This window comes from Agrobacterium sp. RAC06 (assembly GCF_001713475.1).
In the GTDB taxonomy this organism is placed as follows: Bacteria; Pseudomonadota; Alphaproteobacteria; order Rhizobiales; family Rhizobiaceae; genus Allorhizobium.
This window is the reverse complement of record NZ_CP016499.1, coordinates 672,646-686,106: the sequence shown is the minus strand read 5'-3', so window position 1 is coordinate 686,106 and position 13,461 is coordinate 672,646. Positions and strand designations below refer to the sequence as shown.

Below are 13,461 nucleotides of genomic sequence, written 5' to 3'. Positions count from 1 at the left end.
GGAGGGCCGGCACAGGCCGGCCCCCTTTTTCCCGAACGTTTTCGAGGGCATGCGAGGTGACGCAATGATCGGCGAGTATACCTATAGTGAATTCTTCTCGATCCTGGCCATGCAGGGTTTTACAGGGTTGATCCTGTTTTCCGTCTTCGTGCTGATGGCGCTCGGTCTTGCCATCATCTTCGGACAGATGGGGGTAATAAACATGGCGCATGGGGAGTTCATGATCCTTGGCGCCTATGTCACCTATCTCGTCTCCACTTTGGTGACTGCCTATCTGCCCGCGCTTTTCCCCTTCTACTTCTTCGTTGCCATGGCGCTCGCTTTCGCCGCCTCTTTTTCGCTTGGCGTGTTCGTGGAATGGGCGCTGATCCGCCATCTCTACCGCCGCCCTCTGGACACGCTGCTCGCCACCTGGGGCCTATCGCTCGTCCTGCAGCAACTCTATCGCTCGGTCTTTGGTGCCCGAGAGGTCGGCGTGACCCTGCCCGACTGGATGATGGGCTCCGTTGCCGTCAGTGACACGATCGAGGTGCCGCTCAACGGTCTCTTCGTCATGGCCCTTACCCTGATCATCGCGGGCGCCGTCTATTTCCTTATGTATCGCTCCTCCTGGGGCAAGCGGGTGCGCGCCGTGGTGCAGAACCGCGTCATGGCCGGTGCCGTCGGTATCAATACAAAGAAAGTCGATCGCATGACCTTCGGTCTCGGTTGCGGCATCGCCGGCATTGCCGGTTCTGCCTTTACCATGATCGGCTCGACCGGTCCGACCGCCGGACAGCTGTACATCGTCGATACCTTCCTCGTTGTCGTCTTTGGCGGTGCAGGTAGCTTGATCGGCACCATCGCCTCGGCCTTCACCATCTCCCAGGCCCAGTCAACGATGGAATTCTTCCTCAGCGGCTCCATGGCCAAGGTCCTGACGCTGCTGACCGTCGTGGGCATCCTGATGCTGCGCCCGCAAGGCCTCTTCTCCCTCAACATCCGCCGCTAAGGAGACCTCCCATGCCTGCTGTCGGCTTTCTCTTTACCCGCAAGGAATGGCTCTACTTTGCTATCCTTGCCGCGCTGCTCCTCGTGGTTCTGCCCCTTGGCTTCGACATCTTCCGGCTCAATCTGATCGGCAAGTATCTGACCTATGCCTTCGTTGCCGTCGGCCTCGTGCTTCTGTGGGGCAATGGCGGCATCCTCAGCCTCGGTCAGGGGATCTTCTTCGGCCTCGGCGGCTACTGCATGGCCATGTTCCTGAAGCTTGAGGCCTCCACGCCTGAAGCGACGAAGATCCAATCGACGCCGGGTATTCCCGACTTCATGGATTGGAACCAGATCACTGCGTTGCCATCGTGGTGGGCGCCCTTCTATTCTTTCTCCTTCACGCTTGTGGCCATCATCCTGGTGCCATCGGTTTTCGCCTTCATCATCGGGGCGGCCATGTTCAAGCGACGGGTCGGTGGGGTCTATTTCGCCATCATCACCCAGGCCGTTGCCGCGATCCTCACCATCCTGATCATCGGCCAGCAGGGCTATACCGGCGGTGTCAACGGGATCACCGATCTCAGAACTTTGCTCGGCTGGGATATTCGTACCGACGAGGCAAAGCTGATCCTCTACTTCGTTAACGCCGTGCTGTTGATCGGCGTGCTGCTGCTCGCCCAGGCGGTCCGCATCTCGAAATTCGGCCGGCTGCTGATTGCCATGCGTGACCGCGAGGACCGGGTTCGTTTCTCCGGCTATGACGTTGCCAATTTCAAGATCTTCATCTTTTGCCTGGCCGCCGCGATGTCAGCCATCGGTGGTGCGATGTTCACGCTGCAGGTCGGCTTCATGTCGCCGTCCTTCGTCGGCATCGTGCCATCCATCGAGATGGTGATCTTTGCGGCCGTTGGCGGACGCCTGTCGCTGTTCGGGGCGATCTATGGCGCGCTTCTCGTCAATGCCGCCAAGACGACCTTTTCCGAGAGCTTCCCCGAGCTGTGGCTGTTCGCCATGGGCGGTCTGTTCATCGCTGTCGTCATGGCCTTCCCCTACGGCCTGGCGGGCCTCGTCAAGGACCATGTCGAGCCCTTCTTCGCACGTCGGATGCCTGGCTTCCTGAAACGTGCGCCGCTGACGCAGCCGCAAGCAGCCGAATGATGGAGGCGATCATGCAAGTTGCTGCCCAGCCCGCCCGAGACTTCATCCTCAGCATTGATGCGCTCACCGTGTCATTCGACGGCTTCAAGGCGGTGAACGATCTCTCGCTCTATGTCGATGAGAACGAGATCCGGGTGATCATCGGCCCGAACGGGGCCGGCAAGACCACGGTCCTCGACCTCATCTGCGGACGCACAAAGGCGACGTCCGGTTCGATCCGTTTCGATGGGCGCGAGCTCACCCGAATGCGCGAGCACGAGATCGTGCATGCGGGGGTCGGTCGCAAGTTCCAGAATCCATCGATCTACGAAGATCTCACCGTCTTCGAAAACCTCGAACTCTCCTTTCCGCGGGGCCGCTCCGTCTTCGGCGCGCTCACATTCCGACGCGACCGCGAGGTGATCGAGCGGGTCGAGGAAGTGGCCGAACTGATCTTCCTCAAGGATCACCTGAATACCGACGCGGCGATCCTCAGCCATGGCCAAAAGCAGTGGCTGGAGATCGGCATGCTGCTGATCCAGAAGCCACGGCTTCTGATGCTCGACGAGCCGGTCGCCGGCATGAGTGTGGCCGAACGCATCAAGACAGCAGAGCTCCTCAACACGATCACGAAGAACCAGTCGGTCATCGTCATCGAGCACGACATGAAGTTCGTCGAGGACATCGCCCACCGCGTCACCGTGCTGCACCAGGGCAAGGTCCTGTCGGAAGGCAGCATGGAGCGCGTCAAGAACGACCCCCGGGTCATCGAAGTCTATCTCGGTCACTAGGAGATCGTCATGCTGTCTGTCGAAAAACTGAAGGTCAGTTATGGCCAGAGCGAGGTCATTCACGGTCTGTCCTTTGACGTCAAACCCGCCGAGATCGTTGCGATCATGGGTCGCAACGGTATGGGCAAGACGACGCTGATGAAGTCGCTGATGGGGGTCGTGCCCTCCGCCGCCGGATCGATCCGGATCGGCGAGACCCCGGTCGAGCGGCTCGAAAGCTACGAACGTGTGGCCAAAGGGCTCGCCTATGTGCCGCAGGGGCGGATGATCTTCTCCACACTCACCGTCCAGGAAAACATCGAGACGGGGCTCACTGTTACCGGCGAAAAGTCCGTGCCGGGGCAGATCTACGAGCTTTTCCCCGTGCTGCTCGAGATGAAGGGGCGGCGCGGCGGCAATCTCTCCGGCGGCCAGCAGCAACAGCTGGCAATCGCCCGCGCGCTTGCGTCGAAGCCGAAGGTGCTGCTGCTCGACGAGCCGACCGAAGGCATTCAGCCGTCGATCATCAAGGAGATGGCGCGAACGCTCTGCCGGATCCGCGACGAGATCGGTCTCTCTATCGTCGTCTCTGAACAGGTGTTGAGCTTTGCGCTCGACATGGCCGACCGGGTGCTGGTGATCGAAAAGGGCGAGATCGTCCATGAGGCGCCGCGCGCCGGCATCGACGAGGCGCGCGTCTCCAGCTTCCTCTCCGTCTGACCCACCAAACCAAGTCACTTCACACCCAAGGAAGGAGCCAAGCCATGCCCGATACCCTGATCAAGGTCGACCTCAGCGAGTCGCCCTATACCAACGAGAAGATCCACAACCGCTGGCACCCTGATATTCCGATGGCCTGCTGGGTCGAGCCGGGCGACGACTTCCGGGTCGAGACCTATGACTGGACCGGCGGCCAGATCAAGAATGACGACGATGCCGCTGATGTGCGCGATGTGGACCTCAGCCAGGTGCATTTCCTGTCCGGGCCGATCGGCGTCAAGGGCGCTCAACCCGGCGACCTGCTGGTCGTCGACATTCTCGACATTGGAGCCTTCGACAACAGTCTCTGGGGTTTCAATGGCTTCTTTTCCAAGAAGAACGGTGGTGGCTTCCTGACCGAGCACTTCCCCGAGGCGCAAAAGTCTATCTGGGATTTCCACGGCATGTTCACTTCCTCGCGCCACGTGCCAGGCGTCAAATATGCCGGGCTGATCCATCCAGGCCTGATCGGCTGCCTGCCGGATCACAAGATGCTTGAGATGTGGAACAGCCGGGAAAAGGCGCTGTTCGACACGGATCCGGCCCGCGTTCCACCGCTCGCCGCCCTGCCGGATGGTGGTTCGACCGCCCATATGGGCAGCCTCAAGGGGGAGGGGCGCGACAAGGCCGCAGCCGAAGGTGCGCGCACCGTGCCGCCGCGCGAGCATGGCGGTAATTGCGACATCAAGGACCTGTCGCGCGGTTCGAAGATCTATTTCCCCGTCTATATCGACGGTGCGGGTCTTTCGATGGGCGACCTGCATTTCAGCCAGGGCGACGGCGAGATCACCTTCTGCGGTGCGATCGAAATGGCAGGCTGGCTGCATATCAAGGTTTCGCTGATCAAGGACGGCATGGCGAAATATGGGATCAAGAACCCGATCTTCCGGCCGTCACCGATCACGCCGAAATACGACGACTACCTGATCTTCGAGGGCATCTCCGTCGATGAGGGCGGCAAGCAGCACTACCTCGACGTCCACATCGCCTATCGCCAGGCGTGCCTGAACGCGATCGAATACATGACCAAGTTCGGTTACACCCGGGCGCAAGCCTATGCGATCCTCGGCACAGCCCCGGTCCAGGGTCACATCTCGGGCGTCGTCGACATCCCAAATGCCTGCGCGACGCTCTGGCTGCCGCTCGACATCTTCGAATTCGACATGAAGCCCGGTTCCGATGGGCCGAAGAAGTTCCTCGACGGCAAGATCGACGTACCGCTAGCCCATGACCTGTGAGATGGAGGGGAGGGCGTCGATGGACCATCCGCGCCCTCCGCACCTTTCTGCAGCCCCCTGATGGAGAGACAGAGCATGCCGAACTACGACTACAACTGCACGGACTGTGGCGGATTCACTCAGAACCGCCCAATGGCGATGTCCGGTGATCCTTGCGACTGCCCACATTGCGGCGCGGCCTCGCCCAGGGCCTTCTTCTCGACCCCCTTCTTCGCATTGATGGACAATGCGACCCGCAGTGCGATCGGCACCAACGAGCGATCTGCCCATGAGCCGAAGACATCGAAGTCGCTTGGTCACGGCGCTGGATGTGTCTGCTGCAGTGGTGCACCGAAAAAATCCAAAACAATCTTTCGGGCCGATGGCGCAAAGACCTTTCCTTCCGCACGCCCCTGGATGATCAGTCACTGATGGCAGATGTGTTCACGAGACAAGCGTCAACATGTCTTGGTCTTCGCCAGGCTCAAACCAAAACCATGGCTCGGCCACCGCCGCTCCAAGCGCTGCTTCGTCACCTTTCTCGGAAGGCCCGCGTGAATTGATCCTGAACAGGCTTCAGGAAGAACTGCAGGGGCGTTCGGTCTTCCGTCTTGATGAAAACTACTGCCTGCATCCCAGCGTCCAGGGGTAGAGGCGAGAGGCGCCCCAGCCGCAGCTTATAGAGCGTTGTCATCCCTTCGCTCCCCGCCCGCGTTTTACCTTCGGTGCCGCCTCGCGCCCGGCGCGGATTCGATGCCACTTCGCGTGACCAACAGCACAGAATTCTCGGCGACCAAATTCGACGACGATCCAGCCAAAGCTGCTTCCGTAATCTGATCTTCAGCCTCTGAGACGTGAAAGCGCCTCATGTCCTTGGGAGATGCCCAAGGGATACTGCCACCGGTCCAGTGCGCCGCGCTTGATTTGTCGGGCGTGCCTCCGCCTTGCCAGGAACCAAGCTGGTCCAGAGTCGCCTCAACCCACCAACTCGGCAGTTCCCTCGTTCCACCGCCTCCGGCAATTCGTCGCCCGTTGATCCGTTGAGGATCTTCAGCGGCTTCGGGAATGCCGTGTTTTCCTTGGTTTGGCGCCAAATGGTGGCGACACTTACCGCAATCGCAACGTAACGTCCTGAGCCGACAGGAAGCGCTCGTCTTCAACTCCGCCCTCGAAGCCGGGTTTCAACGTGCGGGCAGCTTTTGTGGAAGATGTTGCTTCGGGCGTTCCAGCTAGTGGCGCAGCCGAAGGTGCCGGCACCTCCGTCCGCACTTCCTCGCAAGGTGAACTCGATTCGAGAAGATCCGTGGAAGAGGGGAGCGAGGGAGAGCTGCATTCAGACATGGAAGTCCCTTCTGAAGGACTGAGCAGGTCTTGCGCAAAGGTTCTATGCCTATACCAGTGCGGTGTAATCGAATGTCATCGCATTTGGCAATGCTGAGTCTGCCCCGTGATCCACAGGTCTCCGCGTCGGTTTGGCGTCAGTTGTGCGTGGCGGGCCAGAATTTTCGACCCACAAGAAAAAACAATGAATTCTGTAACTTGGTGAGAATAATGGCGGATGGGGTGGGATTCGAACCCACGGTACGGTCTCCCGCACGCCGGTTTTCAAGACCGGTTCCTTAAACCACTCGGACACCCATCCGGACGGCTGCGTTATGCGCAAAGCTGCAGGATTTGGCAAGGGTGTGCTCTAGCAAATTGTAAGGCATACGCGGGCGCCTTGGCTGGTGCTCAAAACCTGTTTTCGACAGCGCCGAGCGGCAACGAAGCGTTAACCATGCTCATCGAATCCGGAACGGAATGATCACTGAAATTGTGACTTTTCCCATTTTGGCCATTTTTGCACAGCCTTCATTGCGCGCAAGTGAGCGGAGGCATGGGGGCCTCTTGGACAGGGCGCAGATGATCAGCGTCCGCGATCTGAAGTGGGACACATGCATCTGACGACGCGCGGCCTCTTGGCCAATTCCGGGAAGTGGCTGGCGCTAACCCTGCTCTGTGCCTTTACCGCCTCCTGCTCGACCACCAAGGACACGGCTGAAAAGCCGAAGCGCTCGAAGGAATATTTCGCCGAGTCCGTTTATGGCGTGAAGGCGAGCCCGAGGGTTGTGGCGAGCGGTCCGATCCCGAAGGGCGGTGGCCGCTATATGGTCGGCAAGCCCTATGTGGTGAAGGGAAAGACCTTCGTGCCGAAGGAAAATCCGCGCTACGACAAGGTGGGTGTCGCGTCCTGGTATGGCGATGCCTTCCACGGCCGGCTGACCGCCAATGGCGAGCTCTACGACAAGGAACATCTGTCGGCCGCCCATCCGACACTGCCTCTGCCGAGTTATGCCCGTGTCACCAATCTCAACACCGGCAGCTCTGTCATCGTGCGAATCAATGATCGTGGACCGTTTCACAAGGGGCGGATCATCGATCTGTCGCGCAAGACGGCTGACATGCTCGACATGAAGCACAGCGGTACAGGCGAGGTGCGGGTGCAGTATATCGGGCCGGCACGCATGGACGGCCACGATATGCCCTATCTGATGGCCTCCTACATCCGCAAGGGCGAGCGCGGACCGGTCATCGATCCGGGCGGCCAGATCGCCTCCGGCGTGATGGTGGCGTCGAATGAGACCAATACGCCCGATTATCAGCCGCCAGTGGCCACGACCTACCAGACGGCGCTCGCAGGGCCGACACCGAGCGGCAATACGACGCCTCAGACGCTCGATGCGCAGCTGCTGATGCAGGCGGGCACGGCCGCCCCGGGTGCCGTGGTCTCAGGCGAAAGCTTCGCGGCCCTTCCGGACTTTGGGCCGATGCCGATGGCGCGTCCTCACCATATCGACGGTTACGACGGATCCGGCTACGCGGCAGCCTATGCACAGGAACGTCCGGAAGCTGGCGCGCTTGCCTTCGAGGCTATTCTCGTGCGCAATGACGGTCTCACCGAGCGTTCGATTCTCGCTTCGGTCGCAAAGGGCGGGATCACGCTCTCCAGCGGGCGCTGAACCCGCAGCGACCGTGCTGGAAAAGGCGCATCACTGTTGAGCCGGCCAGCCGAAGTGTGAACATGCGTCTTATCCTCTCCGCCGTCCTGCTGCTGGCATTGCTGTCACCAAACGGGTCCATCACGAGCACCGCACGGGCGCAAGCAGTTCCGACACCGCAGTTGATCGAAACCAAGGCGGCCCAGGCCTATCTGGTCGAGGCGTCGACCGGCACGGTTCTGCTCGCCAAGAACGAGCGACAGAGTTTTGCGCCGGCGTCGCTTGCCAAGCTGATGACGCTGGAAGTGGTCTTCGATGCGCTCAAGAAGGGCGAAATCAGGCCGGATACGATCTATCCAGTCTCGGAATACGCCTGGCGGACAGGCGGCGCACCGTCCCGCACCTCAACGATGTTCGCTGCCGTGAAAAGCCAGGTTCCGGTCGCCGATCTGATCAGGGGCATCGCGGTGCAGACCGCCAATGACGGCTGCCTGATCATCGCTGAGGGCATGGCTGGCTCGGAGGCGAAGTTCGTCGAGCGGATGAATGCGCGGGCGGCCGAACTCGGACTTTTCGAAAGCCGTTTCGGCAATGCCACCGGTTTGCCGCATCCAGACAACCGGTCGACCCTTTATGACCTGGTGAAGCTCTCGCGCCATCTGGTCGCAACCTATCCCGATCTCTACCAGACCTTCGGCCTGCCGGAATTCGAGTGGAACAAGATCCTGCAGCGTAACCGCAATCCGCTTCTGTCGTTCGGCGCCGATGGGCTTGGGACCGGCTTTGCCGAAGGCAGCGGCTTTGCCATCGTCGCCTCGATCCAGCGCGACGGGCGACGGCTGTTTCTGGGGCTGAGCGGCGTTGCAACCGACAAGGAGCGGACGGAAGAGGCAAGACGTTTGCTGAACTGGGGTTTTGACAGCTTCGAGATGCGCACCCTGTTCCAGACCGGCGAGATCATCGGTGAGGCGAGCATCTATGGCGGGGCGCAGTCCAAGGTCCCGCTGGTCGCCGCGCAGCCAGTGGAAGTTTATGTCCCCGTCAACAATCCGGAACGTCTGCAGGCACGCATCGTCTATCGCTGGCCGCTCAATCCGCCGGTTGCAGCCGACGCCGCGATCGCTACGCTCAATGTCTTCTCAGGCGATCGACCGCTGGTCAGCGTGCCCTTGAAGAGTGCCGAAGCCGTCGAAGTCGGAACGCTCAGTCAGCGGGCCTGGGATGCCTTGATAGAGCTCCTGTTTTTCTGGATCTGACGGAAAATTTGGAGCCTCCAGGTCATCAGCGGTTTCGCAGGCTGCCATCTTGGTTTAGAGCCTTAGGAAAGCCCGAGGGGCTGGTTCTGAAACGCTTCAGGCGGGAAGTAGCAAGGCATTGACGACGGCGCGCGGATTGTTCGTGAGTTTCGAGGGAGGCGAGGGGGCCGGGAAATCGACCCAGATCCGCCTGCTGGCCGAGAACCTGCGCGCGAAGGGCCACACGGTCGTCACCACACGCGAGCCGGGCGGATCGCCGGGTGCTGAAGCCCTCCGCCATGTGCTCCTGTCCGGCGCCGCCGAGGCCTTCGGAGTGCGCATGGAAGCGCTCTTGTTTGCCGCCGCCCGTGCCGATCATCTGGATTGCGTGATCCGGCCGGCGCTCGCCCGCGGCGATATCGTGCTCTGCGACCGCTTTGTCGATTCCTCCCGCGTCTATCAGGGTGTCACCGGCAATATCGAGCCGCCGCTTATGGCGGCCCTTGAGCGCGTTTCGATCGGCACCACCATGCCCGATGTAACGCTGGTGCTGGACTTGTCAGCCGATGTCGGCCTCCAGCGCGCCCGCAAACGGGCAGGGGAGGAGGCGGCAACTGCTGCCCCCGATCGCTTCGAAAAGGAAAAGCTCGAGATCCACGAGAAGCGCAGGCAGGGCTTCCTCGATATTGCCAGCCGTGAACCGGAACGCTGCCGCGTGATCGATGCGTCGCACGACCAGGCCAGGATCGCCAGCGGTATACTGTCGGAGGTATTGCAGGTCATAACGCGCAAGGCGGCGACGCCCGGCGACGGCGGACAGGCGGCACGCTCATGAGCGAGGAGAGGGCGGGGCTTCTTGACGGGGCGATTGCACCCGTCAGCAATCGGCATCTCTTCGGTCACGAAGCCGCAGAGGCGTTCTTGGCGCGCAGCTACCGTTCGGGCAAGGGCCACCACGCCGTGCTGATCGAGGGGCCGGAAGGCATCGGCAAGGCAACGCTTGCCTTCCGTTTCGCCAACCACATCCTGCGCCATCCTGATCCGGCAAGCGCACCGGAGGTGATTTCTGATCCGGATCCCGAGCATCCGGTCACCCGCCAGCTCGCTTCCGGGGCAAGTCACAACCTTCTGCACCTTTCGCGGCCGGTCGATGAAAAGACTGGACGGGTCAAAACCGCGATCACCGTCGACGAGGTCCGCAAGGCCGGACATTTCTTCGCCCAGACCTCGGGCACCGGAAACTGGCGCATCGTGATCATCGACCCGGCCGACGATCTCAACCGCAACGCGGCGAATGCGATCCTGAAGATCCTCGAAGAGCCGCCGAAGCGGGCAATGTTCCTGGTGCTCTCCCATGCGCCGGGCAAGCTTTTGCCGACCATTCGCTCGCGTTGCCTGCCGCTCCGGCTGCACGAACTGCCACCTCAGGCGATGGATCAGGCGCTCGGACAACTGGGTCTCACGATCCCGGCCGAAAAGCGCGAAGCCGTGCTGACGCTCGCCAAGGGCAGCGTCGCGCGCGCGTTGAAGCTCGTCAATTACGGTGGCGCCGACATTCTCGACGCCTTTGAGCAGATGCTGGCTGCATCCGGCCCCGCGCAGCGCAAGATGATGTTCAAGATCGCCGATGCGCTCTCGGGTAAGGACAGCGAGGTCGCCTTCGGCTTCTTCGTTGAACATCTGGGCGACCACCTGGCCGAAACCGCAAGAAGCCTCGCGCTGACGGGCGATCTCTCTGGCGCCGAGCACTATGCGCGGCTTTCGTCTGTCATCAATCAGCAGCTCGGCATTGCCGCGGCCTACAATCTCGATCGCAAGCAGACCATGCTCGACGTGCTCGCGGCGATCGTGCGCTGACGGGCGCGATTACCCGTCTTCATGGCGCTGCAGCAAAACGGATGTTCCTAAAGCCTGAGGAATGTTTTAAGAGCGTTCGACCCCATTTGTTTTCGCTGTTCATGGCAGGCCGCTGCGCGCCGCCATGGTCAGGCGCCGAGACAACAGCACACGACAATCGCAACCGACGAAAAGACAACAAGAAGCCATGAGCGATCCCTTCTACATCACGACTGCCATCTCCTATCCGAACGGCAAGCCGCATATCGGCCATGCCTATGAGCTGATCGCGACCGACGCCATGGCGCGGTTTCAGCGGCTCGACGGCCGGGATGTGTTCTTCCTGACGGGCACGGATGAACACGGGCAGAAGATGCAGCAGACGGCACGCGCCGAGGGCATTTCGCCGGAAGAGCTTGCCGAGCGCAATTCCAACGAATTCCGCGAAATGGGCAAGTTGCTCAATTCCTCGAATGATGACTTCATCCGCACGACCGAAAAGCGCCATCACGAGACGGTGCAGGAAGTCTGGCGCCGGATGGAGAAGAACGGCGACGTCTACAAGGGCGGATATGCCGGCTGGTATTCGGTGCGCGACGAGGCCTATTACCAGGAAGAGGAAACCGAAGTGCGGCCCGATGGCGTGCGCTACGGTCCCCAGGGCACGCCGGTCGAATGGGTGGAAGAGGAAAGCTACTTCTTCAAGCTCTCGTCCTATGAAGACAAGCTTCTCAAGCTCTACGAGGACCAGCCTGATTTCATCGGTCCGAACGAGCGCCGCAACGAGGTGATTTCCTTCGTCAAGTCGGGTCTGAAGGACCTGTCGATCTCGCGCACCACCTTCGACTGGGGCATTAAGGTGCCCGGCGACGACAAACATGTGATGTATGTCTGGGTCGATGCGCTCACCAATTACATCACAGCCACCGGTTATGTCGAAGACGAAAACGGCCCGCGCGCCAAATACTGGCCGGCCGACGTGCATATCATCGGCAAGGACATCATCCGCTTCCACGCCGTCTACTGGCCGGCCTTCCTGATGTCGGCGGGTCTGCCTTTGCCCCGCCGAGTCTATGCCCATGGCTTCCTGCTCAACAAGGGCGAGAAGATGTCGAAGTCGCTCGGCAATGTCGTCGATCCGGTGAACCTCGTGAACCATTTCGGCCTCGACCAGGTCCGCTATTTCTTCCTGCGCGAAGTTTCTTTCGGCCAGGATGGCAGCTATTCGGAAGAGGGCATTGGGACACGCATCAATGCCGATCTCGCCAATGGCATCGGCAATCTGGCTTCCCGTTCGCTGTCGATGATCAACAAGAACTGCGAGGGCAGGGTGCCAACACCCGGCCCGCTGACGCCGGAAGACGAGGCGATCCTGAAGATTGCCGACGAGGCGATCGACATCTGCCGCGAGGAAATGGGCAAGCAGCAGATCCACAAGGCGGTCGCTGCCATCATCAACATCGTCAACGAGGCCGACCGCTATTTCGCGGCCCAGGCACCGTGGGTTCTGAAGAAGACCGACGAGGCGCGCATGGGCACGGTGCTTTATGTGACGGCGGACGTTGTGCGCCAGATCGCGGTCCTCTTCCAACCGATCATGCCGGAAACCTCGGCGAAGATCCTCGATCTGGTCGCCGTGGCTGAGGAAGACCGCGTCTTCGCCAAGCTCGGCGCTGCAGGACGTCTGCAGCCGGGCACCGAACTGCCTGCACCCTCGCCGGTCTATCCGCGCTACGTTGCCCCGGACGCGGGCAAGGCTTGAGACGATGTTGATCGATACCCATTGCCATCTGGATTTCGCCGATTTCGACGCTGAGCGTGACGAGCTTGTCACGCGCGCGCATCAGGCCGGCGTGAAACAGATGGTGACGATCTCGACGCGGGTTCGCAAGCTTCCGACGTTGCTGGCGCTCACCGAGCGTTACCCCAGCGTCTTCTGCTCGGTTGGTACGCATCCGAACAATGCCGGCGACGAGCTGGATGTGACGGCAGATGAACTGGTGGAACTTGCGGAAAGCCACGAGAAGATCGTGGCGATCGGCGAGGCTGGTCTCGACTATTTCTACGACACGCAGAAGCCCGAGGACCAGAAGACGGGCCTGATCCGCCATATCGAGGCGGCGCGGCGCACGGGCCTGCCGCTCGTCATTCACAGCCGCAGCGCTGACGAAGATATGGCCGATATCCTGACCGAGGAAACAGGGAAGGGCGCCTTCCCCTTCATTCTGCACTGCTTCTCGTCCGGCCAGGCGCTTGCCGATACCGGTGTGGCGCTCGGCGGTTACGTCTCCTTCTCCGGCATTGTGACCTTCCCGAAGTCGGAAGAGCTACGCGAGATCGTGAAAAGCGTGCCGATGGACCGGCTGCTGGTCGAGACAGACGCGCCGTATCTGGCGCCGAAGCGCTGGCGTGGAAAACGCAACGAACCGTCCTATGTGGTCAACACGGCCGAGGTTCTTGCCGAGGTCAAAGGCGTGAGCTACGCGGAGATGGCAGACGTGACGACAGAGAACGCCTTCCGCTGCTTCTCGAAGATGCCCAGGCTGGGCTGAGGGAA

At 61.0% G+C, this 13,461-nt stretch carries 12 protein-coding genes and 1 tRNA gene; 12 read left to right on the top strand and 1 reads right to left on the bottom strand.

Going from position 1 to position 13,461, the window contains the following annotated elements:
- Positions 1-64 precede the first annotated feature (64 nt).
- The 6 genes from urtB to BSY240_RS23590 all read left to right on the top strand — a co-directional run bounded on the left by urtB (position 65) and on the right by BSY240_RS23590 (position 5,287).
- Complete coding sequence (gene urtB / locus BSY240_RS03170) at positions 65-991, top strand: urea ABC transporter permease subunit UrtB (RefSeq protein WP_069041393.1); 927 nt, start codon at positions 65-67, stop codon at positions 989-991.
- A gap of 11 nt (positions 992-1,002) precedes the next feature.
- Positions 1,003-2,130, top strand: coding sequence for an urea ABC transporter permease subunit UrtC (gene urtC / locus BSY240_RS03165; RefSeq protein ID WP_054148107.1), 1,128 nt, complete (start codon positions 1,003-1,005; stop codon positions 2,128-2,130).
- An 11-nt stretch (positions 2,131-2,141) separates the two neighbouring features.
- A complete protein-coding gene (gene urtD, locus BSY240_RS03160) occupies positions 2,142-2,900 on the top strand; it encodes an urea ABC transporter ATP-binding protein UrtD (protein ID WP_069043810.1) in 759 nt (252 codons plus the stop codon).
- A gap of 9 nt (positions 2,901-2,909) precedes the next feature.
- Positions 2,910-3,599 carry an urea ABC transporter ATP-binding subunit UrtE gene (gene urtE / locus BSY240_RS03155; protein ID WP_054148108.1) on the top strand — a complete coding sequence of 230 codons (690 nt, stop codon included), beginning with the start codon at positions 2,910-2,912 and terminating at the stop codon, positions 3,597-3,599.
- Positions 3,600-3,643: 44 nt separating this feature from the next.
- Positions 3,644-4,876, top strand: a complete 1,233-nt coding sequence (fmdA, locus tag BSY240_RS03150) for a formamidase (RefSeq protein ID WP_069041392.1) — start codon at positions 3,644-3,646, stop codon at positions 4,874-4,876.
- A gap of 75 nt (positions 4,877-4,951) precedes the next feature.
- Complete coding sequence (locus BSY240_RS23590) at positions 4,952-5,287, top strand: FmdB family zinc ribbon protein (protein WP_082347559.1); 336 nt, start codon at positions 4,952-4,954, stop codon at positions 5,285-5,287.
- 1,120 nt (positions 5,288-6,407) lie between these two features.
- On the opposite strand, the gene BSY240_RS03145 is transcribed toward BSY240_RS23590, so the two are convergent.
- Positions 6,408-6,497: transfer RNA gene (locus tag BSY240_RS03145), tRNA-Ser, on the bottom strand.
- A gap of 292 nt (positions 6,498-6,789) precedes the next feature.
- On the opposite strand from BSY240_RS03145, the gene BSY240_RS03140 reads away from it, so the two are divergent.
- From BSY240_RS03140 to BSY240_RS03115, 6 genes are all read left to right on the top strand, one after another.
- On the top strand, positions 6,790-7,854 hold the full coding sequence (locus BSY240_RS03140; RefSeq protein WP_069041391.1) for a septal ring lytic transglycosylase RlpA family protein: 1,065 nt from the start codon (positions 6,790-6,792) through the stop codon (positions 7,852-7,854).
- 62 nt (positions 7,855-7,916) lie between these two features.
- A complete protein-coding gene (locus tag BSY240_RS03135; protein ID WP_069041390.1) occupies positions 7,917-9,089 on the top strand; it encodes a D-alanyl-D-alanine carboxypeptidase family protein in 1,173 nt (390 codons plus the stop codon).
- Between the two features lie 118 nt (positions 9,090-9,207).
- Positions 9,208-9,903, top strand: coding sequence for a dTMP kinase (gene tmk / locus BSY240_RS03130; RefSeq protein ID WP_054148112.1), 696 nt, complete (start codon positions 9,208-9,210; stop codon positions 9,901-9,903).
- Positions 9,900-10,925: a DNA polymerase III subunit delta' gene (locus BSY240_RS03125; RefSeq protein ID WP_054148113.1), complete on the top strand. Its 1,026-nt coding sequence runs from the start codon at positions 9,900-9,902 to the stop codon at positions 10,923-10,925. The genes tmk and BSY240_RS03125 overlap by 4 nt, the downstream gene beginning before the upstream one ends.
- Before the next feature lie 187 nt (positions 10,926-11,112).
- A complete protein-coding gene (gene metG, locus BSY240_RS03120) occupies positions 11,113-12,666 on the top strand; it encodes a methionine--tRNA ligase (RefSeq protein ID WP_069041389.1) in 1,554 nt (517 codons plus the stop codon).
- 4 nt (positions 12,667-12,670) lie between these two features.
- Positions 12,671-13,456 carry a TatD family hydrolase gene (locus tag BSY240_RS03115; protein ID WP_069041388.1) on the top strand — a complete coding sequence of 262 codons (786 nt, stop codon included), beginning with the start codon at positions 12,671-12,673 and terminating at the stop codon, positions 13,454-13,456.
- Positions 13,457-13,461: the final 5 nt, after the last annotated feature.